We start from the raw sequence: 23,088 nt of genomic DNA on the forward strand, positions 1-23,088 counted from the left end.
CTTTCTTGTCTGCGGAAAACAGGTCGCGTGGCCTTAATGGCCCCGATTGCGGGCGGCACGGCGATCCACGCGGGCGGCAACGCGTTCGCCAAGCGACTGCACCAGCTGGACCAGCACGATCAGGATGACGACCACGGCCAGCATCACCTCGGGCATGAAGCGCTGATAGCCGTAGCGGATGCCCAGGTCGCCCAGGCCCTGCCCGCCGACGGCACCGACCATCGCGGAATATCCGATCAGGCTGACCACGGCCAGCGTCAGCCCAAGCGTGATCGCGGGCAGCGCCTCGGGGATCAGCACCTTGCGTATGATCTGGAAGGGCGTCGCGCCCATCGCGCGGGCGGCCTCGATCAGGCCGGCATCGACCTCGCGGATGGCGTTTTCCACGAGGCGCGCGATGAAGGGGATGGCGGCGATGGTCAGCGGCACGATGGCCGCATCCGTCCCGATCGAGGTGCCGACCATCATCCGCGTGAAGGGGATGATCGCGACGACCAGGATGATGAAGGGCACGGACCGCGTGGCGTTCACGACCAGACCCAGTGCCCAGTTGACCCAGGGGCTGCTAAGCAGCTCGCCCCGCTGAGAGGTCGCCAGGTAGACCCCGAGCGGAAGCCCCCCGATCGTGCCGAGGATCGCCGACAGCGCCACCATGTAGAGCGTCTGCAGCGTGGCATCCCAGAGAATGGGGATCAGGTTAGCGGACATGGCCCAGCACCTCCGTCAGAAGTCCGTGACGTTCGAGATAGGCGCGCGCCTCGTCCGCGCGCGCTGCCTCGAGCGAGATCAGCAGGTTGCCGAAGGGATGGGTGCCCACCTCCTCGATGGCGCCCGCCAGGATGTTGGCCGAGATGCCCAGCTCGGTCGCCAGAAGCGACAGCATGGGGTCGGTCGCATGGTCGCCCGCGAAGGTCACGCGGATCACGGCCTCGGACGGGCCGTCGGGGCGTTCGGATAGCAGGCGGTCGGCGATGAAGGCCGGAAGCGTCGCGCCGGTGACGCCCGACAGGAAGGACCGCGTGGTCGCATGGGCGGGACGGGTGAAGACCTTGTGCGTCTCGCCCGCCTCGACGATGCTGCCGCCCTCGATCACGGCCATGTGGCTGGCGATGTCGCGCAGCACGGCCATCTCGTGGGTGATCAGCAGGATGGTCAGGCCCAGGTCGCGGTTGATGCGGGCCAGCAGTTCAAGGACGGTCTGCGTGGTCTCGGGGTCCAGCGCGCTGGTCGCCTCGTCCGACAGCAGGACCTTGGGGTCGGTCGCAAGGGCGCGGGCGATGCCGACGCGCTGCTTCTGCCCGCCCGACAGTTCGGCGGGATACCGGTCGGCCAGCGCCTGCAGGCCCACCTGCTCGATCAGCTCGTCCACGCGGGGACGGATCTTCGCGCGGGGCGTGCCCGCGACCTCCAGCGGCAGGGCCACGTTGTCGCGCACCGTGCGAGAGGCCAACAGGTTGAAGTGCTGGAAGATCATGCCGACATCGCGGCGGATGTGGCGCAGCGCCGATCCGCGCGCAGTGCCCACGTCGCGGCCCGCGACGGTCACGCGCCCCTCGGTCGGGCGTTCGAGGCCGTTGACCATGCGCAGCAGCGTGGACTTGCCCGCCCCCGAGCGGCCGATGATGCCGGTGATGCTGCCCTGCGGGACCGCAAGGTCGATGCCCGACAGGGCGGTGACGCGGGTGCCGTCGCCCTTGGGAAATGATTTGCCGACCCCCTCGAACAGGATCGCGGCGTCTTTGGTGGTGCTGCTCATACTGGTCCCGTTCAGACGGTGTCGCGCGATAGGCGCAGATGCCCGAAAGGCGGCGAAGGTTCAAGCCCGCCCGCCCCCGCGCGCAAGGCCGTGATGGGAACGCGCGGACCGGGCGCCGGTTCGCGCCGGAACGACCGACCGCCCGCGGGTGCGGCCAGCGGACGAACGGACCGGACGGGGCCGCGCGGGCGGAACGCTGTTCTTATTCCGCGGCGGTCGCGCTTGGGGCGGCCAACAGGTCGTTCAGCACGCTGCGCAGGTGATCGGGGCGGAAGGGCTTCTCGATCAGGGGTGCGTGGTCATGCCCGCGCGGCAGGTGTTCGCGCCCGTATCCCGACAGGAAGCAGAAGCGAACGCCGTCGCGCGACAGGAGGTCCGCGACCTCGTCCACCGGCTGCCCCTTGAGGTTCCCGTCGAGGATCGCAAGATCGACCTCGACCTGGCCCGCCATCTCCAGCGCCTCGGGGACGGTGCGGGCGATGCCCACGACCTCGGCCCCGGCATCCTCCAGCTCGTGGCGAAGGTCCAGCGCGACCAGCGGCTCGTCCTCGACCAGCAGGATGCGGCTTTCGCCCAGGGATTGCGCGCGGCAGGGTGCGGGCGCGGCCTCGGCGGGCTGGGGCTTGTCCGGGGCCTGGTGGGGGCTGACCCCTTCGGACAGGCGCAGCGTCCAGATCACGCCCTCGGGGCGCCAATCGACGCTGACGGCACGCGGATCGCCCCCGCCGACGGCGGTGATCAGCGTCGTGCCGAAGCCCGAACCGGCAGGCGCGATCACGGGCGGGCCGCCCTCTTCGCGCCATGTCAGCGTCAGGTGCCGGCCATCCAGCCGCCATTCCAGGTGCACGTGGCCATCGGGGACCGACAGCGCGCCGTATTTCGCGGCATTCGTGCCCAGTTCGTGCAGCGTCAGCGCAAGGCGCAGCATGGTTTCGGGGGCCAGTTCCACCGAGGGGCCCGCGCTGTGCAGCCGGTCGCCGTCCAGCGTGCCGGACCTGACCTGATCCTCGACCAGCTGATCCAGCGGCGCGCTAGCCCAGGTCGCGTCCGACAGGATGGAATGCGCCCGCGACAGCGCCTGCAGGCGACCGCCGAAGCTCTGCTCGAATTCGGGCAGGCTGCCCGCCTGACGCAGGCTCTGGCGCGAAATGGCCTGCACATTGGCCAGCGTGTTCTTGATGCGGTGGTTCAGCTCCCCGATCAGCAGCGAACGGACCTCCTCGGCCTGCTTGCGTTCGGTGATGTCGAGGATCTGCAGCGACAGCGACGGACCCGATCCGTCATCCAGCACCGAGCCATAGACCTCGCAGGGGATCGGCCCCAGATCGGCGTGATCCAGCTGCAGCTCGGTCGAGAAGCGCGGCGCCTGTTCGTCGGCCGCGGCCAGCCATTCCGTCAGCTGGCGGGCGCCGTCATCGTCCAGCCAGCCGGTCCGGTTGGCGGATTGCCCCATCATCTCGGAGGCACTGCGGCCGAAGGCGCGTTCGGCCCCCTTGGACCATGCCCGGACCTGAAGGTCGGGGGCCAGCGCCACGAAGGCCAGCGGCGAATTGTCCACATGCGCCCGAAGCTGCGCCGCGACCTGGTCGCGATGCCGTGCGATGGCCTGCATCTCGTCGCGCTGGCGCAGCAGGTCCTTGGCCTGCCGACCGATGCGATAGAAGACCTCGGCCTTGGATTTCAGGATCACCGGGTCGATCGGCTTGAAGATGTAATCGACCGCGCCCGCCTCGTAGCCGCGGAAGCGGCGGGCCTCGTCCATCTCGGCCGCGGTGACGAAGATGATGGGCACCCCGCGCGTGCGCTCGGTCGCGCGCATCAGCTCGGCCAGCTCGTAGCCGTCGGTGCCGGGCATCTGCACGTCCAGGAAGGCCAGCGCATAGTCGTTGACCAGCATCAGCTCCAGCGCCTCGGCGGCCGATCTTGCCTGGTCGACCACCAGCCCGTCGCGTCGCAGCAGCGCCTCGAGGGCCGCGATGTTCTCGGCGATGTCGTCGACGATGAGGAAGCGGATCGGTCTATCGGGCATGGCTCGTCTCGAGTTGGGGGCTGCGGCGCCAGATGCGTTGGGATTCGTCGAAGGGCTGGAAGACCGGCGCATGGGACGAGAAGCGAAGCGTCTCGTGCGCGCCCAGCCCGAGGAACCCGCCACGGGTCAGCGCCTCGGAGAACAGGCCGATGGCCCGGTCCTGCAGGGCGCCGTCGAAATAGATCAGCACGTTGCGACACGAGATCAGGTGCATCTCCGAGAAGACCTGGTCGCTGGCAAGGTTGTGTTCGCTGAACAGCACGCGCTGACGCAGCCGCCGGTCGATCGCCGCGCGGCCATAGGCGGCGGTATAGTAGTCCGACAGCGACCCCCGCCCCCCCGCCTGCTGGTAATTGCGCGAGAAGACCGCAAGCCGGTCGATATCATAGACACCGGCCTCGGCGCGCAGCAGCGCGCGGCGGTTGATCTCGGTCGCGTAGAACATCGTGCGGTCCAGAAGCCCCTCCTCGTGAAAGAGGATGGCCATGGAATACAGCTCCTCTCCGTCCGCGCAGCCCGCGATCCAGACCTTGAGCGAAGGGTAGGTCTGCAGATGCGGGATCACCTCGCGGCGCAGCGACAGGAAATAGGACGGGTCGCGGAACATCTCGCTAACCTGCACGGTCATGGCGTCGATCACCTCGGGCAGGACCGATGGGTCGTGCAGCACCCTGCCCTGCGCCTCGGACAGGGTGGCGCATCCCAGCCTTTCGCGCGCGATGTCGGCGCGGCGGGCAAGCGATGCGCGGCTGTAGGCGCGAAAGTCGAAATGGTGGCGCCGGTGCAGCGCCTCCAGGAACAGGTCCAGTTCGATCCCCTCGGTCGGGGTGGCGGGAACGGGGTCGATGCTCATCGCGGCATCCACACGCGGACCAGCGACAGCAGCTTGTCAACGTCCAGGGGCTTGGGCAGGTAATCGTTCGCGCCCGCCGCAAGGCACTGGTTCTGGTCCTCGGCCATGGCCTTGGCGGTCAGCATGATGATGGGCAGGGTCTTCCAGCGGTCGATGCGGCGGATCTCCTTGGTGGCGGTCAGGCCGTCCATCTCGGGCATCATCACGTCCATCAGCACCAGGTCGACCGAAGGCGCGCCCCCGTCCGCCACGCGCCCGAGCGCCTCCAGCGCCTCGCGGCCGTTCCGCGCGATCTGGACGGTCGCGCCATGCGGTTCGAACACACCGGTCAGCGCATAGACGTTGCGGATGTCGTCCTCGACCACGAGGATGCGGCGGCCTTCCAGCTGGGCATCGCGGTTCAGCGACTGGGCCAGCATCTCCCGCTGCTTCTCGGGCAGGTCGCTGACGACCTGGTGCAGGAACAGCGTCACCTCGTTGATCAGGCGCTCGGGCGATTTGGCGCCCTTGATGATGATGGACTTGGAATAGCGGCGCAGGCGCTGTTCCTCGGTGTCCGACAGGGCGCGGGCGGTATAGACGATGACCGGCGGGAAGGATGCCATCCCGTCGCCGTCAAGCTGCTGCAGCAGGTCGAAGCCGGACGCGTCGGGCAGCGTCATGTCCAGCACGATGCAATCCACCGTCTGGCTGCGGCAGACCTCCAGCGCCTCGGCGGCGGTGCCGGCGCCGATCGTCTCGACCTCGTCGCTGGCCAGAAGCGCGCGCAGACCCTCCATCTGGGCGGGATCGTCCTCGACGATCAGCACGCGGCGCATCCGGCTCTCGAGCCGCGCCTCGAGGTTGCGGATCGCGCTGGCCAGTTCGGCCCGCTCGACGGGTTTGAGCATATAGCTCATGGCACCCTGCGCCAGCGCCTCCTTGGTGCGATCCTCGGCCGAGACGACATGCACGGGGATGTGCCGCGTGCGCGTGTCGCGCTTCAGGCGATCCAGCACCGACAGGCCGGAATGGTCGGGCAGGCCCATGTCCAGCACGACCGCATGCGGCAGGAAGTGACGCGCCGCGCGCACGGCGTCGTCGGCCCGTCCCACGCAGACGGCGCGGAAGCCCAGTTCGCGCGCAAGGTCCAGCAGGATCTGCGCGAAGACCGCGTCATCCTCGACCACCAGCATCACGCGGTCGTCGCTGCCGACGATGGCGCGGTCGTCCTCGACCCCCGGCAGGGCGTCGAACATCAGCGGATCGCCCTGCGGCTCGGTCTCGAATGTGGGGGCATCGCGGCGGCGCGGGGCGGGTGCGGGCGCGGCCTGCTGGCGCGCGGGCGTCGCGGGCAGGATCAGCGTGAAGGTGCTGCCCTCGCCCGGGGTGCTGTCCAGCGTGATGCGCCCGCCCAGCAGGTCCGCCAGTTCACGAGAAATCGACAGCCCCAGCCCCGTCCCCCCGAACCTGCGAGAGATCGTGCCGTCGGCCTGCCGGAAGGCGTCGAACACCGCCTCGTGCTGGGCGGGGTCGATGCCGATGCCTGTATCCTTGACCGCGAAGGCGATCTCCTGACCGCGCTTCGAAATGTCCAGCGTCACGCGCCCCTTCTCGGTGAATTTCAGCGCGTTCGAGATGAAATTGCGCAGGACCTGTTCCAGCCGCGTGCGGTCGCTTTCGAATTCGACCATGTCGGGCGCGATCTGCGCGGCGACCTGCAGGCCCTTGGCGCGGGCCTGCGCCTCGAAGCCGCGCATCAGCTTGTCGGCCAGCTGGGCGGGGTCGATATGGTCGCGTGCAAGGTCCAGCTTGCCCGCCTCGATCTTGGACAGATCCAGGATGTCGTTGATCAGCGCCAGCAGATCCTTGCCCGAGCTTTCGATCGTCTCGGCCCAACGGACCTGTTCGTCCGACATGTTGCGGCCGCGGTTCTCGGCCAGAAGGCGCGACATGATCAGCAGCGCGTTCAGGGGCGTGCGCAGCTCGTGCGACATGTTGGCGACGAATTCGGACTTGTAGCGGCTCTCGCGCTCCAGCTCGGATGCCTGATCCTCGAGCATGCGGCGCGCGCCCGCCAGCGCGTCTCGCTGTTCTTCCAGTTCCTGCGTCTGGCTTTCCAGCTGGGCGTTCTGCTGTTCCAGCTCGGCCTGCTGGGTTTCAAGCCGCTGCTGGCTGTCCTGCAGGGCGCGGGTCTGTTCCTCCAGCTCCTCGTTGGTGGCGGCAAGTTCCTCGGTATGGCTGCGCAGTTCCTCGGACTGGCGGCGCGTTTCCTCCAGCAGTTCCTGGACCTGTTCGCGGATCAGCGCGGTGCGGATGCCGATGCCCAGCTGTTCGGAAATCAGCTCCGCAAGCTCGTCCAGCCGCCCCGAGGGCAGCTGGTCCAGCCCCAGCTCGATCACGCCATTGACCTGCCGGCCATCCTTCAGCGGCACCAGCAGCGTATGCGGCGAACGACCCCGAGCCAGCCCGGATCCCCAACCAAGCGCCTCGGACGGGGCCAGCCTCAGCGTCAGCGGGACGCCTTCGGACACGCAGCGCGCCAGATGCCCGCCCGACGGCATGATCTTGTCGGGCAACGAGGTTTCGTCCACCCCCCAGCCCGAGGCGCGCTCGAAGATCCCGTTGCGGCGGATATACACGACGCCAGCCAGCGCGCCGATGCGGGGCGACAGGGTTTCCAGCACGCGGTGCGACAGCTTGTCGGGCGACAGCTCTCCCTCGATCGCGCGGGCAAGGTCGATGCGGATCTCGTTGACCCATTCGTCGCGCATCAGCCGCACGCGGTTGCGGATCAACGCCCGCCCCACCACGCCGAGCGTCAGGAAGATCGCCGCCGCCATCGTCCGGTTCGCCATGGCCAGGCGCGGATCGATCCCCGTGCGGTCCGCCGCGAAGCCATAGACCATCCCGGCGCAGGCGATGACCGCGACGATCGGCGGCAGCCAGGCGCGTTCGCTTGCAAAGGACAGGGCCAGTGGCACGGCATAGCCGAGCCAGACGGCGGTCCCCAAAGGCACGTTGGGCTCGAACGCCAGAACGACGACGAGCGAGGCAAGGACCATCGCGAAGATGGTCATATCCTTGGAATTGACGGACATTCCTGACTTCTCAGCCTTTCGAGACAAACCGCTGCAAAACGCAAACTCGTGGCGAACGGTTCGGTTCAACGGAAAGTGAAGTTTTTCTGAAGGGAAAGCGGACCCTGCCCGCGCCGAATGCATATAGGCCCTGGTGGGCATTGTCAAAATCCGCGCGGAAAGGTCGCAGGAAAATCGCACCCTTGGGGCGGAACACGCGCCCGCGGGTCGCGTTGGCCCCAGACTGTCATCCGAATGTCAAAGGTCGTTCATGCCCATCCTCTCGGCTCCGCTTGCGTCCTATTTCCAGCGCCCCGCCCTGCGGGCGACGGGGGACGGGCGATTGCCGAAGGGGCTGCCGGTCGCGGTCGTCGCGGGTGTGATCCTGACCTGGGCGGCATCCGCAACGGTCGGGGCCGCCGCCACGGCATGGGCCGGAATGGTCGGCTTCGCCATCGCCGCCGCGGGGATCGCGCAGCTGATGCGATGGCACTATCCGCATCGCGCCTTCGGGGGCTGCAACACCGTCACGCTGATGCGAGTCGCGCTGACGGCGGCGCTGATCTCGGCGCTTGCCGGGGGGCAGGCTGCTGGCTGGGCCGTTGCCGTGGTGGCGTCGGTCGCCCTGACGATGGACGGGCTGGACGGCTGGCTGGCGCGGCGCAGCGGGCTGTCATCCGATTTCGGCGCACGCTTCGACATGGAGGTGGACGCGGCCCTGGCCTTCGTGCTGTCGCTGCACGCGATGCTGGGCGGACCCATCGGCGCCGAGGTGCTGTTCCTCGGGGTCATGCGCTATGCCTTCGTGATCGCGGGCGTCTGCCACCACGCCTTCCGCCAGCCGCTGCCGCCGAGCTTCCTGCGCAAATGCATCTGCGTGCTGCAACTGGGCACCCTGATCCTGCTGCAACTGCCGATCCTGTCGCCCGATGCCGCGATCATCATCGGTCGCGTCGCCGCCGGTGCGCTGATATGGTCCTTCGGAACCGATGCGATCTGGCTGTGGAGACATCGTTGATCCGACGGGCTGCCCCGCTTCTGATTTCGGCACTGCTGCTGCATGCGATCACGGCCCTGCCGTCATCGCCCGGCGCGATGCGCATCGACGCATGGCTGCGCCCTGCCCCCGAACTGCTGGTCCTGCTGCTGATGCTGGTCCTGCTGGGCGACCGTGCAGCCTCGCGTGCCCTGCGCATGGCCGCGACCGTCACCATCGGCGTGCTGAGCATCCTGAAACTGGCCGATATCGCCATGCAGATGGCACTGGGGCGCAGGTTCAACCTGGTCGCCGACATCCCGCTGATCGACGCCTCGGTCCGGTTGATCGCGGGCGCGGTCGGGCGGATCGGCGCGGTGCTGCTGGTCGTGGCCGCGATCCTTGCGGCCTTCGCGATCTTCCGGTCGCTGTGGTGGGCCCTCGGGCGCTGGTCGCGGGCGGGCGTTCCCGCGGCGATCCCCGTGATCGCGCTCGCGGGTCTGACCCTCGCGATGAACCCCGCGCCGATGCTGTGGAACTATGGCGCAGGCCAGATCCGCACCGCGCGCGCCACCACGACCGAGCTTGCGAAGTTCCGCGTGGCCGCCGCACAGGACGACGCCGCCCGCATCGCCCAGCCCTTCGGCCTGATCGACCGCGACGTGATCTTCGTTTTTATCGAGAGCTATGGCAGGGCCAGCTTCGACGTGCCGCGATATGCCGCGACCCATCTGCCGATCCTGCGCGATGCGGCCGCCGATCTGGACCGTGCGGGCCTTGCGATGCGCTCGGGGTTCCTGACCTCGCCCACGCATGGCGGCCAGAGCTGGCTGGCCCATGCAACCTTCGCGAACGGTCTGCGGATCGAGGGGCAGACCCGCTATCGCGCGGCGCTGGCAAGCGGGCGGCAGACGCTGTTCCACATCGCGCAGGATGCCGGGTTGCGGACCGCAGCCGTGATGCCCGCGATCACCCGCCTCTGGCCCGAGGCCCGGGAAATGGGCTTCGACACCGTGCTGGACGCGAAGGCCCTCGACTACAGGGGGCTGCCCTTCAACTGGGTCACGATGCCCGACCAGTTCACGCTGGCCGCGATGGACCGCAAGCTGCGCGGCACCGCCGATGCGCCGCTTCTGGCGCAGGTGGCGCTGATATCCTCTCACGCGCCATGGACGCCGATCCCGTCGATGATCCCGTGGGACCAGGTCGCCGATGGACGCGAATTCGACGAGATGGCCCGCAGCGGCGATACGCCCAAGACCGTCTGGCGCGATCGCGAACGCGTCCGGGAACAATACGGAAAGTCCATCGACTATGCCCTGCGCGCGGTTACGGAGTATGCGGCGCTGCATGCCGACGATCCGCCGCTGCTGGTGCTGGTGGGCGATCATCAGGCGGCAAGCTCTATCGGGTTGGATGAACGTCACGAGGTGCCGATCCATGTCATCGGCCCCGACCACCTGGTGCGCCGAACTGCCGAATGGGGCCTGACCCCCGGCCTGATCCCCGAAGCGGGCAGCCCCGCCATCCCGATGGAGGAGATGCGCATGAACATCCTGCGCAGCTTCTCGGGGGATGCGGGCAGGCCGTGGTCATGACCATGGCGCGGGCGCTTCGCATCATCGTCGCCATCGCGATCCTGTCGGCCCTGTGGTGGGGTCTGGACGGCCAGCGCGCATTGGGATTGCTGGCCGCCGCCGATCCGCGCTGGCTGGTCGCCGCGCTGGCCGCGCTGAGCCTCCAGACCCTGCTGTCGGCATGGCGCTGGCAGATCACCGCGCGGTTCTTCGGCCAGACGATCCCGCTGCGGGCGGCGGTCGCGGAATACTATCTTGCGCAGATCGTGAACCAGTCGCTGCCCGGCGGGATCGCGGGCGATGCGGGCCGCGCCTACCGCGCGCGTCATGACGGCGGGCTGCGCCGCGCGGGCAGCGCGGTCGTGGTGGAACGCGTTCTGGGTCAGGTCGCGCTGCTGGCCGTGCTGCTGGCGGGGCTGGCGCTGCCATTCGGCCCTGACCTGCCCGCCACGCTGCACCGCGCCATCCTGATCGGAGGGGTGATCGCAGGCATCGCGCTGCTTCTGGTGCCGCGACCCGCGCTGACACCCGGCTTCGTCGCGCATCAGGTGGCGCTGAACCTGGCCATCACCGCGCTGAACATCGCGGGCTTTGCGATGGCCGCCCGCGCGACGGGCAGCATCATCGCACCCGGTCAGGCGATGGTCCTTGTGCCGCTGATCCTGCTGACCATGATCCTGCCCGTCACCATCGCGGGCTGGGGTCTGCGCGAGGGCGCGGCCGCCGCGCTGTTCCCGCTGATCGGCGCCTCGTCCGAAGCGGGGCTGGCGGCCAGCATGGCCTTCGGGCTGGTCTTTCTGACCGCGACACTTCCCGGCATCGCGGTGATCGGCCGCGATACCGCAATCGCCCTGACCCGGACGAGGATATGACCACAAAACGACCCGCGACCTTCGTTCTTCCCGGAGACATCACGACGCTGACCGGAGGCTATCTCTATGACCGGCACCTGGTCGATCATCTGCGCCTGCAAGGGCGCGAGATGCAGGTGCTGTCCCTGTCCGACAGTTTCCCGACGCCCGATGCCGACCAGATGGACCGGGCCATGCAGGCGCTGGCCGACATCCCGCAGGACCGCGTGGCCATCGTGGACGGGCTGGCCTTCGGCGCCATGGACACCGCGCGGCTGGCGCAGGTGCGGGCGCCGCTGGTCGCGATGATCCACCACCCGCTGGCGCAGGAAAGCGCCCTGTCCCCCGATCTGCGCCAGCACCTGTACCAGACCGAGCGTGCGAACCTTGCGCTGGTGCGCCACATCCTGGTCCCCAGCCCCCATACGCGGCAGATGCTGGTCGAACGCTATGACGTCGCGCCGGACCGCATCACCGTCGCGCGTCCCGGCACCGCCGCGCGGGCGACGACGCCCGCCCGACCGCAGGACCCGCCGCTGATCCTGTCGGTCGGCATCCTGCATCCGCGCAAGGGGCACGACCTGCTGCTGGCCGCGTTTGCACGGCTGCACGATCTGGACTGGCGCGCGGTGATCGTGGGCAGCCCCTGGGACCGGGATCACGCGCGGATGCTGGCCGATCAGGTCGCGGGCGGCTGGCTGGCCGACCGGGTCCAGCTGGCGGGCCGGGTCGATGACGACCGGCTGCAATCGCTCTATGGCGCGGCGGGGATCTTCGCGCTGGCAACCCGATACGAGGGTTACGGCATCGTCTTCGACGAGGCGCTGTCCCATGGGCTGCCCATCGTCAGCACGCGGGTCGGCGCGGTGCCCGATACCGTTCCGCGCGATGCGGGCATCCTTGTTCCGCCGGAAAACATCGCGGCACTGACCGAAGCGCTGCGCGATCTGCTGACCGACCCCGCACAGCGCAAGGCCCGCGCGGATGCCGCGTGGCAGGCGGGACGCGATCTGCCCGGCTGGGACGACACCGCGCGGGTCGCGGCAGGCGTGCTGGACGCCATCGGCTGAGCCTTGCGACAGCGGCGCGATCGTGCATGGATGCGCGGGACCAAGGGATGAAGGGGATACCGATGGACCAGCCGCAATACGTGATCACGCCGCCCGCGCAGGCCAGCGCGCCCGTTCTGGGCAGCAGCGCGCGCTTTCCCGTGCGCCGCATCTTCTGCGTGGGCCGCAACTATGCCGACCACGCCCGAGAGATGGGGCACGACCCGGATCGCGAACCGCCCTTCTTCTTCACCAAGCCCGCGGATGCGCTGCTGACCGACGGCGCCGACCTGCCCTTCCCCTCGGCGACCGAGGATCTGCACCACGAGGCGGAGCTGGTCGTCGCGCTTGGCCAGGGCGGGCGCGACATCGCGGTCGAGGATGCCGCGGGCCTGATCTGGGGGGCTGCCGCCGGGATCGACTTCACCCGCCGCGACCTTCAGGCCGAGGCCAAGCGCATGAGCCGCCCGTGGGACATGTCCAAGGGCTTCGACCATTCGGCGGCGTTGGGCGCGCTGACCCAGGGGCCCGCCCCCGAAAAGGGCCGCATCTGGCTGAGCGTAGACGGAGAGATGCGCCAGGATGCCGACCTGTCGGACCTGATCTGGTCCATCCCCGAGGTCATCGCCCACCTGTCGCGTCTGGTGGCGCTGGCACCGGGCGACCTGATCTTCACCGGCACGCCCGCGGGCGTCAGCGCCGTCACGCGCGGGCAGCAGGTCAAGGTCGGCATCGAGGGGCTTGCCCCCCTCGATACCAGGATCGTCTGAGGATCAGCCGAGCGAATAGCCCGTTCCGCGCACCGTGCGGACCGGGTTGTCGCCGCCGTTCTGCATCAGCGCCTTGCGCAGGCGGCCGACATGCACGTCGATGGTGCGGGTATCGACATAGATGTCGCGCCCCCACACGCGGTCCAGAAGCTGCTCGCGCGTCCAGACGCGGCCGGGCTTCTCCATCAGCGTGGACAGCAGGCGGAACTCGGTCGGGCCAAGGTGAAGGGGCGAGCCTGCGCGAAAGACGCGATGCTCGGCCGCGTCCAGCAGGATGTCCCCGAAGCTGAGCCTCTCGCCCATGCTGGCCGGGCGCGTGCGGCGCAGCTGCGTGCGCAGGCGTGCCATCAGCTCGACCACGGAATAGGGCTTGACGACGTAATCGTCGGCGCCGGTCTCCAAGCCGCGGACGCGGTCCACCTCTTCGCTGCGGGCCGACAGCATGATGATGGGGATCTGGCGCGTGGCGGGATCGGCCTTGACCTGGCGGCAGACCTCGATGCCCGAGACCTTGGGCATCATCCAGTCCAGCACGATCAGGTCGGGGTTTTCCTCCTGCACCAGAAGCAGCGCGTCCTCGCCATTGTCGGCGACGACAACCTCGAAGCCCTCGGCCTCGAGGTTGTATTGCAGAACCTCGCGCTGCGCGCCCTCATCCTCGACGACCAGAACACAGGGGGCCTGACGCGTCATGGATCAGCCCTCTTCCGCGATCATGGGAACGCTGCTGGCCTTGGGGCGGGCATCCTCGGGGATGTCGCCCGTCACCAGATAGATGACCTGCTCGCAGATCGAGGTCGCGTGGTCGCCCATGCGCTCGACGTTCTTGGCGATGAAATGCAGATGCATGCAGGCCGTGATGTTGCGCGGATCTTCCATCATGTGGGTCAGGAATTCGCGGAACAGGGCGTTGTACATCTGGTCGACTTCCAGGTCGCGCTGGCGCACGTCCTCGGCCAGGTCGGCGTCGCGGCGGATATAGCTGTCCAGCGAATCCTGCAGCATCTTGTTGACCGCCCCGCTCATGCGGCGAAGGGCCATGCCGGCACCCTCGATCGGGGGCATCTGCGACAGGACGCTAGAGCGCTTGGCCATGTTCTTGGCGAAATCGCCCACGCGTTCCAGCGAGGCGGCGATCTTCATGACGGCCAGGACCATGCGCAGGTCGGTCGCGGTGGGCGCGCGCAGGGCGATCAGGCGGGCGGCGTCCTCGTTGATCTGGATTTCCAGCGCGTCGATGGCCTTGTCGCGGCGGCGGACATCCTCGGCCAGGTCCTCGTCGCGGGAATCCAGCGCGGTGGCGGCGTCGGTGATCGCGGCCTCGACCATGCCGCCCATCTTCACGACCAGCGCCTGGATGGTTTCCAGGTCGCGGTCGAATGCGGACGAGATATGCTTGTCGCGGTTCATGTGCTGTCCTTTCGCGCGCTCAGCCGATGCGGCCCGAGATGTAGGCCTCGGTCCGGCTGTCCTGCGGCTTCGTGAAGATGTCGTCGGTGTCGCCGTATTCCACCAGGTTGCCCAGGTGGAAGAAGGCGGTCTTCTGGCTGACCCGTGCGGCCTGCTGCATCGAGTGCGTGACGATCACGACCGAGAATTCCTGGCGCAGCTGCTCGATCAGTTCCTCGACCTGGCCGGTCGCGATGGGGTCCAGCGCGCTGCAGGGCTCGTCCATCAGCAGCACTTCGGGGCTGGTGGCGACGGCGCGCGCGATGCACAGGCGCTGCTGCTGGCCGCCCGACAGGCCGGTGCCTGGTTCCTGCAGGCGGTCCTTGACCTCGTTCCACAGGGCGGCGCCGCGCAGCGATCGCTCGACGATCTCGTCCAGCTCGGCGCGGTTGCGCGACAGGCCGTGGATGCGCGGGCCATAGGCCACGTTGTCATAGATCGACTTCGGGAAGGGGTTCGGCTTCTGGAACACCATGCCCACGCGGGCGCGCAGCTGCACCGGGTCCACGCGCTTGTCGTAGATGTCCTCGCCATCCAGCCGGATCTCGCCCTGGATGCGGGCGATGGGGATGGTGTCGTTCATGCGGTTGATGCAGCGCAGGAAGGTCGACTTGCCGCAGCCCGACGGCCCGATGAAGGCCGTGACGGTCTTGTCCAGGATGTCCACGTCGACATCCTTGATGGCATGCTTGTCGCCATAGAACACCTGCACCTTACGTGCCGAGATCTTGATGTCGTCCTGGCCCACGGCGTTCTCCATTCGATTAGTATCGTACATTGTTGTTCCCTTTCGGCCGGATCACCAGCGGCGCTCGAAGCGGCGGCGCAGGACGATTGCAAGCACGTTCATGCACAGCAGGAAGGCCAGCAGCACGATGATGGCGCCCGACGCGCGTTCGATGAAGGCGGGGTCGGCGCGCTGCGTCCAGTTGTAGACCTGCACCGGCAGCGCGGATGCGGGGTCGAACAGGCCCTCGGGCGGGGCAGCGGGGAATTCGCGGACGAAGGCCACCATGCCGATCAGCAGCAGCGGCGCGGTTTCGCCCAGTGCCTGCGCAAGGCCGATGATCGTGCCCGTCAGGATGCCCGGCATGGCCAGCGGCAGGACGTGGTGGAAGACCGACTGCATCTTCGACGCGCCGACCCCCAGTGCCGCGTCGCGGATCGAGGGCGGGACCGCCTTCAGTGCCGCGCGGGTCGAGATGATGATCGTCGGCAGCGTCATCAGGGTCAGCACCAGGCCGCCCACGATGGGCGCCGATTGCGGCAGGCCCGCGAAGTTGATGAAGGCCGCAAGGCCCAGGATGCCGAAGACGATCGAGGGGACCGCCGCCAGGTTCGAGATGTTCACCTCGATGACGTCGGTCCAGCGGTTCTTGGGCGCGAATTCCTCGAGATAGATCGAGGCGGCGACCCCGATCGGCACGGCCAGGAACAGCACCACCAGCATCATGTAGAGCGAGCCGAGGATCGCGACGCCCACGCCCGCGGCCTCGGGGCGCTGGTCGGATGCGTCGGGATTGGTCACGAAGTCCCAGTTGAAGCGCGTCACCAGCATGCCGCGCTCCTTCAGCTCCTCGGCCAGCATCAGCTGCTGGGGCGAGGTGTTGCCGTCGGCCTCGGCGCTTTCCATCGTGACGCGGCCCTTGAAGTAGCCGTCCACGCGGCCGTTCACCAGCACGTTCGTCTCGACCGTCGTGCCCAGCAGCTCGGGATCGGCCAGCACACGGTCGCGCAGCTGGGCGGATGCCTCCTTCGAGATGAGGCCCCCGATATCCTTGTCGCTCAGGCCCTCGATCTCGATCCCGCCATCGGCGACGGCGGTATCGACGGCTGCGTCCAGCACGCGGCCATAGGACAGGGTCAGCACCTTCGACATCTCGGCCGGGTCGCGGTTCCCCTTGGGGTCCAGCACATCGGCATCCAGCGCGACGGGGATCGACAGATAGGTCTGGCGGAACGCCCCTGCCCCGCCCCCGATGATCGAGCTGAGCAGCACGACAAGCGCCACCAGCGCGACGCCGATCGCGGCGGCACCATAGCTGCGGAAGCGCTTCTCGGCGGCGTTGCGTTTCCTGGTCCGCGCATCCGCGACCAGCAGGGACGATTTCGTCGCGTCACGCGACGCGTCGGCGGGCATCGGAAGATCGGTCATTCGTACTGCTCGCGGTATTTGCGCACGATATAGAGCGCGACGATGTTCAGGGCGAGGGTGATGACGAACAGCGTCAGACCCAGGGCGAAGGCGACCAGCGTCTCGGGCGCCGAGAAGTCGTTGTCGCCGGTCAGCTGGCTGACGATCTTGACGGTGATCGTCGTCATGGCCTCGAACGGGTTGAGGCTCATCCTAGCGGCGGCCCCGGCGCCCAGCACCACGATCATCGTCTCGCCGATGGCGCGGCTGGCGGCCAGCAGGACGGCGCCGACGATGCCCGGAAGGGCGGCGGGCAGGACGACCTGCTTGATCGTCTCGGACGGGGTGGACCCGAGGCCCAGCGCACCGTCACGCAGCGATTGCGGCACGGCGTTGATGATGTCGTCCGAAAGCGAGCTGACGAAGGGGATCAGCATGATCCCCATGACCAGACCCGCCGTCAGCACCGAGGCGCCCGACTGGCCCAGGCCCAGCGGCTGCGCGAAGTAGTCGCGCAGCATCGGCCCGACGGTGATCAGCGCGAACAGGCCGTAGACGATGGTCGGAATGCCGGCCAAGACCTCGATCGCGGGCTTGGCGATGCCACGCACGCGCTTGCTTGCGTATTCGGACATGTAGATCGCGGCGAACATCCCGATGGGCACCGCGACCAGCAGGGCGATGAAGCTGATATACAGCGTGCCCCACAGCAGGGGCAGGATCCCCAGGTCCGAGTTGCCCTGGAAGCGCGGCGTCCAGTTGGTGCCGAAGAAGAAATCGGTCCAGCTGTATTTCTGGAAGAAGTGGCCGGTCTCGAAGACCAGCGACAGGACGATGCCCGCGGTGGTCAGGATGGCGATGGTGGAACACAGGATCAGCACACCCATCACGATCCGCTCGACCGTGTCGCGTGCCTTGTATTCGACGCCGATACGGGTCAGCCCCCAGACGAAGCCGATGATGCCCGCGGCGACGGCAAGCAGGCCGACGAAGGCGCCGGATTGTTCGCCCAGAATGCCCGCCATGCGCAGGAAGGATGCGATGACGATGACGGCAACGGGGGGGCGCCAGCGTCGTCAGGGCCACGCTGTAGCCGTGATAGGTGGGACGGCTGTGCAGGCGGCGGATATCGGGGCCGGCAGCGGCAAAAGCCCGGCCTCGCGCGGCGAAATAGCCGGCGATGGCCAGGATCAGGCTGGCGATGAAAGCCCAGGACAACGGCATAAGGCGTTTCCTTGCGTCAAGGCATGGAGGGAAGGTCGGTATGGCGGCGCGACAGGTGCCGCGCCGCCGGGTCGTTTACTGCATGGCTTCCTGGTTGGCCACGGCTTCCTGCGTCGCGGCCAGTTCCGGGTCCGAGACCAGGCCGTACTGGGCCAGCGGGCCGTCGGGGCCTGCCAGTTCATCGGCGACGAAGAAGGATGCGTATTCCTCGAGGCCGGGGATCACGCCGATATGCGCCTTCTTGACGTAGAAGAACAGCGGACGCGAAACCGGGTACTCGCCCGAGGCGATGCTTTCGGTCGAGGGGGTGACGCCCGACATGGTGCCGACGCGCAGCTTGTCCATGTTGTTCTCGTAGAAGGACAGGCCGAAGACGCCGATGCCGTTCGGCGCGCTCTCGATGCGCGACAGGGTCTCGGTATAGTCGCCGTCGATATCGACCGACTTGCCGTCGGTGCGCAGGGTCATGCAGGCTTCTTCCGCCGCATCCTCGTCGCCCATCTCGGCCATGAAGACCTCCATGGCGCCCGATTCCTCGCAGCCGGCCAGGATGACCTTCTCCTCGAAGACTTCGCGGGTGCCGTGCTTGGTGCCCGGAACGAAGGCCAGGATCTCCTGCTCGGGCAGGTCGGCGTTCACTTCGTTCCAGTTGGTCGCGGTGTTGTCGACGATGGCGCCGTCCTTGACGACCTTGGCGGCCAGGGCGTTGAACCAGTCGGCCGGGGTATAGGCGAATTCCGGACCTTCCGAGGCGTTGGCGAAGACGATGCCGTCATAGCCGATGCGGACCTCGATGATCTCCTCGACGCCGTTGGCGGCACAGGCCTCGATCTCGCTGTCCTTGATCTGGCGCGAGGCGTTGGCGACGTCGATGGTGTTTTCGCCCACGCCTTCGCAGAACTTCTTCAGGCCGGCCGACGAGCCGCCCGATTCCACGACCGGCGTCGGATAGTCGGTGTTCTCGCCGAAGGCTTCGGCGACGATGGTTGCGTAGGGCAGCACGGTCGAGGAACCGGCGACCTGGATCTGGTCGCGTGCCGCAGCGGCCGAAGCCGACAGTGCGATGGCCGAAAGGGCGGTAGCGGTAAGGCCGAAGGTTTTCACTTGCTGTCTCCGTTGCAGGAAGAGTTTTGCATGGGGCATGCCCTAGCCCCCGAATGTGACGCCTATGTATGAGATTTGTAACAGCAGGGTGACAAAGCAGGCCCGGCTGCGCAAGGGCGTCATGAAAAAGCCCCGCCGGATGGCGGGGCCTGTACGAAAGGACAGGTCGTCCCCTCAGCCCCACTCGGCCGTGAACTCGCGCCATTCGCGCGCACCCATGCCGGATTGCTCCTGGGTCACGGTTTCGCCCGCAAGGCGGCGCTTCAGGACGGCGGCGGCCTGCGCGGACAGGCTGACGGCATCCATGCGGTAATCGCGGAAGGCATTGAAGGCCGCGGGCACCCAGTCGGCGACGATGTCGCACATCTTCTCGGCATAGACGCGGATCTCGTACTGGGCGTGGCTGTCGGCGCGCAGGCGCAGGAAATGCAGCAGGTTGTGCAGGTCCGTCTTCCAGTACCACTGGGTATAGATGTTGGCGGGCAGGTTCATCCGCGCCAGTTCGCGCGCAAGTCCCTGCTGGCCGTCATTGCTCAGCATGCTCTCGTAGTGGTCGTAGGACCGCATCGCGTCGTCGCGCAGCAGGTCCAGCACGCGCTGCGCCTCGTCGCCCTGAAGGATCTCGCCCCGGCCCTGGTTGTTCTGGCTGGACTGCGCGGCCAGCTGATCGGGCGCGGGGATATAGAATTCACGGTCGAGGATCGAATAGCGCGCGGAATATTCGTTCACGTTCGCCATGCGGTGGCGGATCCACTGGCGGGCCACGAAGACCGGCAGCTTGACGTGGAACTTGACCTCGCACATCTCGAACGGGGTCGAGTGCCAGTGCCGCATCAGATAGCGGATCAGCCCCTCGTCGTTCTGGACCGATTTCGTGCCGCGACCATAGCTGACACGCGCCGCCTGGCAGATCGCGGAATCGTCGCCCATGTAGTCGATGACGCGGACCAGCCCGTGATCCAGCACATGGTGCGCGACATAGAGGTGCTTTTCCATGCCGGGAACGGTGGCACGCAGCGTCTGTTGCGGGGCTTCGCGCAGGGCGTCGATCTCGGCCTGCTGTTCCGGGGTCAGGGGCATGGCGGTCCTTTCTGGCTTCGTGTCCGTCATTTGACGCATCGGGGGCCGGATCGCAAGCTTGCCGACCGTGGCACGGCGTGACACCTTGCCCGCGACCGGAACCAAGGAGATGACGATGGACATCCGCTATCTGCACACGATGGTGCGCGTGAAGGACCTGGAAAAGACGATGGCGTTCTTCAGCCTTCTGGGCCTCGAGGAAACCCGCCGCATCGACAACGAGAAGGGCCGCTTCTCGCTGGTCTTCATGGCGCCTCCGGGCCAGCCGGAATGCCCGGTCGAACTGACCTGGAACTGGGACGGCGACGAGGGGCTTCCCTCGGACAGCCGCCATTTCGGCCATCTCGCCTATCGCGTCGGCAACATCTACGAGATGTGCCAGAAGCTGATGGATGCGGGCGTGACCATCAACCGCCCCCCGCGCGACGGGCACATGGCCTTCGTGCGCAGCCCCGACAACATCTCGATCGAGATCCTGCAGGAGGGCGACGACCTGCCCCCGCAAGAGCCGTGGGCAAGCATGGAGAACACCGGCCACTGGTAATCCCGACCGCGCCGTCCGCCCCGAAGGCGGGCGGCGTCAATAGATGTAGCGGATCTGCTCGGTCCAGAAGCGTTCGATCCGGCGGGATTGCATGTTCACCTGGTCCAGGGGCGGATCCTCGAGGACGCCCGACATGGCAAGCCCCTCGGCGTGGCGCAGGAACATCGCGTGGACGGTGTTGCGCACCTCCTGCCCCTCGTCGGTCAGGCGCACGCGGACCGAGCGGCGGTCCATGTCGCAGCGCTCGTGATGGACATAGCCCATCGCGACCAGCTTCTTCAGGTTGTAGCTGACATTGGACCCCTGGTACATCCCGCGAGAGCGCAGCTCGCCCGCGGTCACCTCGGCACTGCCAAGGTTGTACAGGATCATCGCCTGCACCGGCGTCAGGTCGGCCCGTCGCAGACGCTCGAACTCGTCCTTGATCAGATCCAGCATCAGCCGATGCATCCTTTCCAGGATCTGGAGGGATTCGAGATAGGCCTCGGTCATTTCCGAGATGCCGGCGGCCTCGGCCATGCTGGCCGCCGACGGAAGCGGGTCACGATGTGCGGATGCAAGCATTGGATCTGGTCGTCCTGTCCTGTGCGTCATGCCTCATGACTGACACAGGAAAGACAACCGACGGTTAACGCCGCTGCCTTTTCCGCACCCTTGCGATCATTTTCCCGCCGCGAAGCGCGCGGCGGCGTGATCCGCGATCATCTCCAGCATGGGTGCCAGGAAATCGGGGGCGCCGCGATCGACCGGGCTTTCGGTCTTGATGCGCGCGGTGACCCACAAATACAGGTCCTGGTCGTTCTCGCCCAGCATGCGTTCGTACAGGTCCAGCTGTTCGTCGGTCAGACGGCCCAGCCCGTCATCGGCGAAATGGCCCAGGATCAGGTCCATCTCCTTCATGCCCCGCCGCCAGCTGCGCATGTGCAGCCGCTTCAGCCGGTATTCGCGCGGCTCGGATGTGTCAGACATTGCCAAGGGCCTCCTGCAAGCGTTCAACGCGGGCGCTGGCATCGGCAAGGATGCGGCGCAGCTCTGTCAGCTCGGCCCGGAGGGCCGCGCCCGCGGCGGTGTCCTTGGGGCCTGTCCCCTCGCCCGTCAACAGCCAAACAAGCGAAACGCCCGTCAGCGTGGCGATACGTCCCATCAGGCTGGCGGTCGGTTCGGCCTGATCGACCTCCCATCCCTCCAGCGTGTCGGCCAGGATGCCCAGCTCCTCTGCCAGCTGGGCGACGCCCAGTCCCGCCCCTTCGCGTGCGGCGGTCAGTCGGTCGCCCAAGGTGGCGACCTGATCGGCATAGCTGTCCATGAACGGGATCCCTGCTTGTGGCATGTCGCGGGGCAGCGTAAGCCAGTCCGGCCCGCAGTTCAAACCGACGAGACAGCGACCATGGCCCTCATCTCCGACCGGCTTGCCCGGATCAAGCCCTCGCCCACCATCGCGATGACCACCCGCGCCGCGGAGCTGCGCGCGGAAGGCCGCGACATCATCGGTCTGTCGGCGGGCGAGCCCGATTTCGACACGCCCGAGAACGTGCGCGAGGCCGGCAAGCAGGCGATCGACCGCGGCCTGACGCGATACACCGCCGTCGATGGCACGCCCTCGCTGAAGCGCGCGATCGTGGACAAGTTCGCCCGCGAGAACGGCCTCGACTATACCCCGGCCGAGATCACCGTCGGCACCGGCGGCAAGCAGATACTGTTCAACGCGCTGATGGCCACGCTGGACGATGGCGACGAGGTGGTCATCCCCGCGCCCTACTGGGTCAGCTATCCCGACATGGTGCTGCTGGCGGGCGGGAAACCAGTCGTCGTGCCCTGCACCATCGAGGCGGGCTTCCGCCTGACCCCCGAGGCGCTGGAGGCCGCGATCACGCCGCGCACCAAGTGGCTGATCCTGAACTCTCCCTCGAACCCGTCGGGGGCGGGATACGACCGCGCGCAGATGAAGGCGCTGACCGAGGTGCTGCTGCGCCACCCCCATGTCTGGGTGTTGGCCGACGACATCTACGAACACCTGGTCTTCGACGGCTTCGAATTCTGCACCCCCGCGCAGGTCGAACCCGCACTGAAGGACCGCGTGCTGACCATGAACGGCGTCAGCAAGGCCTATGCCATGACCGGCTGGCGCATCGGATACGGGGCCGCGCCGCGCCCGCTGATCGCCGCGATGGCCAAGCTGCAGTCGCAATCGACCTCGAACCCCAGCTCGATCAGCCAGTTCGCCGCCGAGGCCGCGCTGAACGGCCCGCAGGACTACATCCGCGACAGCCGCGCGGTGTTCCAGCGCCGTCGCGACCTTGTCGTGGCCGGGCTGAACGAATGTCCCGGTATCGAATGCCCGACGCCGCAGGGGGCGTTCTACGTCTATCCATCCATCGCGGGACTGATCGGGGCGACGAGCGCCGCCGGAACCCGCATCGACGACGACGAGGCATTCGCCAACGCGCTTCTGGACGAGGAAGGCGTGGCCGTGGTCTTCGGTGCGGCTTTCGGCCTCTCGCCGCATTTCCGCATCAGCTATGCCACATCGGACGAACAGCTGACCGAGGCGGTCGCACGGATCCGCCGCTTCTGCGAGGGGTGCAACTTCGGCGGATAAACATGCGTTAAGTCTCCAAGCCATTATTGGAGAC

The 23,088-nt window shown here is 67.6% G+C and carries 21 protein-coding genes and 1 pseudogene; 7 read left to right on the top strand and 15 right to left on the bottom strand.

Annotated features, from left to right (window positions below; genetic code table 11):
- Positions 1-33 precede the first annotated feature (33 nt).
- From F804_RS0105970 to F804_RS0105990, 5 genes are all read right to left on the bottom strand, one after another.
- Positions 34-708 carry a methionine ABC transporter permease gene (locus tag F804_RS0105970; RefSeq protein WP_022706841.1) on the bottom strand — a complete coding sequence of 225 codons (675 nt, stop codon included), beginning with the start codon at positions 706-708 and terminating at the stop codon, positions 34-36.
- Positions 698-1,756 (bottom strand): methionine ABC transporter ATP-binding protein, encoded by a 1,059-nt coding sequence (locus F804_RS0105975; RefSeq protein ID WP_022706842.1) that lies wholly within the window; start codon positions 1,754-1,756, stop codon positions 698-700. Before F804_RS0105975 ends, F804_RS0105970 begins: the two co-directional genes overlap by 11 nt.
- A gap of 202 nt (positions 1,757-1,958) precedes the next feature.
- Positions 1,959-3,785, bottom strand: a complete 1,827-nt coding sequence (locus tag F804_RS0105980) for a response regulator (protein WP_022706843.1) — start codon at positions 3,783-3,785, stop codon at positions 1,959-1,961.
- Positions 3,775-4,638 carry a CheR family methyltransferase gene (locus F804_RS0105985; RefSeq protein WP_040595715.1) on the bottom strand — a complete coding sequence of 288 codons (864 nt, stop codon included), beginning with the start codon at positions 4,636-4,638 and terminating at the stop codon, positions 3,775-3,777. The genes F804_RS0105980 and F804_RS0105985 overlap by 11 nt, the downstream gene beginning before the upstream one ends.
- Positions 4,635-7,697 carry a response regulator gene (locus F804_RS0105990; protein ID WP_040595747.1) on the bottom strand — a complete coding sequence of 1,021 codons (3,063 nt, stop codon included), beginning with the start codon at positions 7,695-7,697 and terminating at the stop codon, positions 4,635-4,637. Before F804_RS0105990 ends, F804_RS0105985 begins: the two co-directional genes overlap by 4 nt.
- A 271-nt stretch (positions 7,698-7,968) precedes the next feature.
- On the opposite strand from F804_RS0105990, the gene F804_RS15770 reads away from it, so the two are divergent.
- Genes F804_RS15770 through F804_RS0106015 form a run of 5 tightly spaced genes read left to right on the top strand, consistent with a single transcriptional unit; the run spans position 7,969 to position 12,920 of the window.
- Complete coding sequence (locus tag F804_RS15770; protein WP_022706846.1) at positions 7,969-8,715, top strand: CDP-alcohol phosphatidyltransferase family protein; 747 nt, start codon at positions 7,969-7,971, stop codon at positions 8,713-8,715.
- Positions 8,712-10,271, top strand: a complete 1,560-nt coding sequence (locus tag F804_RS0106000; RefSeq protein ID WP_022706847.1) for a sulfatase-like hydrolase/transferase — start codon at positions 8,712-8,714, stop codon at positions 10,269-10,271. Before F804_RS15770 ends, F804_RS0106000 begins: the two co-directional genes overlap by 4 nt.
- A complete protein-coding gene (locus F804_RS15775; protein ID WP_022706848.1) occupies positions 10,268-11,122 on the top strand; it encodes a lysylphosphatidylglycerol synthase transmembrane domain-containing protein in 855 nt (284 codons plus the stop codon). The genes F804_RS0106000 and F804_RS15775 overlap by 4 nt, the downstream gene beginning before the upstream one ends.
- The gene (locus F804_RS0106010) at positions 11,119-12,171 is read left to right on the top strand and encodes a glycosyltransferase family 4 protein (protein WP_022706849.1); all 1,053 of its coding nucleotides are present in this window, start codon (positions 11,119-11,121) and stop codon (positions 12,169-12,171) included. The genes F804_RS15775 and F804_RS0106010 overlap by 4 nt, the downstream gene beginning before the upstream one ends.
- A 47-nt stretch (positions 12,172-12,218) precedes the next feature.
- On the top strand, positions 12,219-12,920 hold the full coding sequence (locus tag F804_RS0106015; protein WP_245540321.1) for a fumarylacetoacetate hydrolase family protein: 702 nt from the start codon (positions 12,219-12,221) through the stop codon (positions 12,918-12,920).
- A 3-nt stretch (positions 12,921-12,923) separates the two neighbouring features.
- On the opposite strand, the gene phoB is transcribed toward F804_RS0106015, so the two are convergent.
- The 7 genes and pseudogenes from phoB to thyX all read right to left on the bottom strand — a co-directional run bounded on the left by phoB (position 12,924) and on the right by thyX (position 19,911).
- Positions 12,924-13,613, bottom strand: coding sequence for a phosphate regulon transcriptional regulator PhoB (phoB, locus tag F804_RS0106020; protein WP_022706851.1), 690 nt, complete (start codon positions 13,611-13,613; stop codon positions 12,924-12,926).
- Between the two features lie 3 nt (positions 13,614-13,616).
- Complete coding sequence (gene phoU, locus F804_RS0106025; RefSeq protein WP_022706852.1) at positions 13,617-14,330, bottom strand: phosphate signaling complex protein PhoU; 714 nt, start codon at positions 14,328-14,330, stop codon at positions 13,617-13,619.
- Positions 14,331-14,349: 19 nt separating this feature from the next.
- Positions 14,350-15,129: a phosphate ABC transporter ATP-binding protein PstB gene (gene pstB, locus F804_RS0106030; RefSeq protein ID WP_022706853.1), complete on the bottom strand. Its 780-nt coding sequence runs from the start codon at positions 15,127-15,129 to the stop codon at positions 14,350-14,352.
- 39 nt (positions 15,130-15,168) lie between these two features.
- Positions 15,169-16,524, bottom strand: coding sequence for a phosphate ABC transporter permease PstA (gene pstA, locus F804_RS0106035; RefSeq protein WP_028725674.1), 1,356 nt, complete (start codon positions 16,522-16,524; stop codon positions 15,169-15,171).
- Positions 16,521-17,727: pseudogene (pstC, locus tag F804_RS15780) on the bottom strand (phosphate ABC transporter permease subunit PstC). Before pstC ends, pstA begins: the two are co-directional and overlap by 4 nt.
- A 75-nt stretch (positions 17,728-17,802) precedes the next feature.
- Complete coding sequence (locus F804_RS0106045; protein ID WP_022706855.1) at positions 17,803-18,831, bottom strand: substrate-binding domain-containing protein; 1,029 nt, start codon at positions 18,829-18,831, stop codon at positions 17,803-17,805.
- Between the two features lie 174 nt (positions 18,832-19,005).
- Complete coding sequence (gene thyX, locus F804_RS0106050) at positions 19,006-19,911, bottom strand: FAD-dependent thymidylate synthase (protein WP_022706856.1); 906 nt, start codon at positions 19,909-19,911, stop codon at positions 19,006-19,008.
- A gap of 115 nt (positions 19,912-20,026) precedes the next feature.
- Between thyX and F804_RS0106055 the strand changes: the two genes are divergently transcribed.
- Positions 20,027-20,455 carry a VOC family protein gene (locus F804_RS0106055; RefSeq protein ID WP_022706857.1) on the top strand — a complete coding sequence of 143 codons (429 nt, stop codon included), beginning with the start codon at positions 20,027-20,029 and terminating at the stop codon, positions 20,453-20,455.
- Between the two features lie 36 nt (positions 20,456-20,491).
- Here F804_RS0106055 and F804_RS0106060 read toward each other — a convergent pair whose 3' ends face one another.
- The 3 genes from F804_RS0106060 to F804_RS0106070 form a co-directional block, all read right to left on the bottom strand.
- Positions 20,492-20,974 carry a MarR family winged helix-turn-helix transcriptional regulator gene (locus F804_RS0106060; RefSeq protein WP_051142305.1) on the bottom strand — a complete coding sequence of 161 codons (483 nt, stop codon included), beginning with the start codon at positions 20,972-20,974 and terminating at the stop codon, positions 20,492-20,494.
- A 141-nt stretch (positions 20,975-21,115) separates the two neighbouring features.
- On the bottom strand, positions 21,116-21,424 hold the full coding sequence (locus tag F804_RS0106065) for an FAD assembly factor SdhE (RefSeq protein ID WP_022706859.1): 309 nt from the start codon (positions 21,422-21,424) through the stop codon (positions 21,116-21,118).
- Positions 21,417-21,761 (bottom strand): helix-turn-helix domain-containing protein, encoded by a 345-nt coding sequence (locus F804_RS0106070; protein WP_022706860.1) that lies wholly within the window; start codon positions 21,759-21,761, stop codon positions 21,417-21,419. The genes F804_RS0106065 and F804_RS0106070 overlap by 8 nt, the downstream gene beginning before the upstream one ends.
- Positions 21,762-21,842: 81 nt before the next feature.
- Here F804_RS0106070 and F804_RS0106075 point away from each other — a divergent pair, with 81 nt between their 5' ends.
- Positions 21,843-23,054, top strand: a complete 1,212-nt coding sequence (locus F804_RS0106075) for a pyridoxal phosphate-dependent aminotransferase (RefSeq protein ID WP_022706861.1) — start codon at positions 21,843-21,845, stop codon at positions 23,052-23,054.
- Positions 23,055-23,088 lie beyond the last annotated feature (34 nt).

The organism is Paracoccus zeaxanthinifaciens ATCC 21588 (assembly GCF_000420145.1).
In the GTDB taxonomy this organism is placed as follows: domain Bacteria; phylum Pseudomonadota; class Alphaproteobacteria; order Rhodobacterales; family Rhodobacteraceae; genus Paracoccus; species Paracoccus zeaxanthinifaciens.

What these genes read in the sequence shown, in the direction of transcription:
- F804_RS0105970 (WP_022706841.1), bottom strand. Translation starts at nt 708, where the DNA reads ATGTCCGCTAACCTGATCCCCATTCTCTGGGATGCCACGCTGCAGACG.
- F804_RS0105975 (WP_022706842.1), bottom strand. Translation starts at nt 1,756, where the DNA reads ATGAGCAGCACCACCAAAGACGCCGCGATCCTGTTCGAGGGGGTCGGC.
- F804_RS0105980 (WP_022706843.1), bottom strand. Translation starts at nt 3,785, where the DNA reads ATGCCCGATAGACCGATCCGCTTCCTCATCGTCGACGACATCGCCGAG.
- F804_RS0105985 (WP_040595715.1), bottom strand. Translation starts at nt 4,638, where the DNA reads ATGAGCATCGACCCCGTTCCCGCCACCCCGACCGAGGGGATCGAACTG.
- F804_RS0105990 (WP_040595747.1), bottom strand. Translation starts at nt 7,697, where the DNA reads ATGACCATCTTCGCGATGGTCCTTGCCTCGCTCGTCGTCGTTCTGGCG.
- F804_RS15770 (WP_022706846.1), top strand. Translation starts at nt 7,969, where the DNA reads ATGCCCATCCTCTCGGCTCCGCTTGCGTCCTATTTCCAGCGCCCCGCC.
- F804_RS15775 (WP_022706848.1), top strand. Translation starts at nt 10,268, where the DNA reads ATGACCATGGCGCGGGCGCTTCGCATCATCGTCGCCATCGCGATCCTG.
- F804_RS0106010 (WP_022706849.1), top strand. Translation starts at nt 11,119, where the DNA reads ATGACCACAAAACGACCCGCGACCTTCGTTCTTCCCGGAGACATCACG.
- F804_RS0106015 (WP_245540321.1), top strand. Translation starts at nt 12,219, where the DNA reads ATGAAGGGGATACCGATGGACCAGCCGCAATACGTGATCACGCCGCCC.
- phoB (WP_022706851.1), bottom strand. Translation starts at nt 13,613, where the DNA reads ATGACGCGTCAGGCCCCCTGTGTTCTGGTCGTCGAGGATGAGGGCGCG.
- phoU (WP_022706852.1), bottom strand. Translation starts at nt 14,330, where the DNA reads ATGAACCGCGACAAGCATATCTCGTCCGCATTCGACCGCGACCTGGAA.
- pstB (WP_022706853.1), bottom strand. Translation starts at nt 15,129, where the DNA reads ATGGAGAACGCCGTGGGCCAGGACGACATCAAGATCTCGGCACGTAAG.
- pstA (WP_028725674.1), bottom strand. Translation starts at nt 16,524, where the DNA reads ATGACCGATCTTCCGATGCCCGCCGACGCGTCGCGTGACGCGACGAAA.
- thyX (WP_022706856.1), bottom strand. Translation starts at nt 19,911, where the DNA reads ATGCCCCTGACCCCGGAACAGCAGGCCGAGATCGACGCCCTGCGCGAA.
- F804_RS0106055 (WP_022706857.1), top strand. Translation starts at nt 20,027, where the DNA reads ATGGACATCCGCTATCTGCACACGATGGTGCGCGTGAAGGACCTGGAA.
- F804_RS0106060 (WP_051142305.1), bottom strand. Translation starts at nt 20,974, where the DNA reads ATGGCCGAGGCCGCCGGCATCTCGGAAATGACCGAGGCCTATCTCGAA.
- F804_RS0106065 (WP_022706859.1), bottom strand. Translation starts at nt 21,424, where the DNA reads ATGTCTGACACATCCGAGCCGCGCGAATACCGGCTGAAGCGGCTGCAC.
- F804_RS0106070 (WP_022706860.1), bottom strand. Translation starts at nt 21,761, where the DNA reads ATGGACAGCTATGCCGATCAGGTCGCCACCTTGGGCGACCGACTGACC.
- F804_RS0106075 (WP_022706861.1), top strand. Translation starts at nt 21,843, where the DNA reads ATGGCCCTCATCTCCGACCGGCTTGCCCGGATCAAGCCCTCGCCCACC.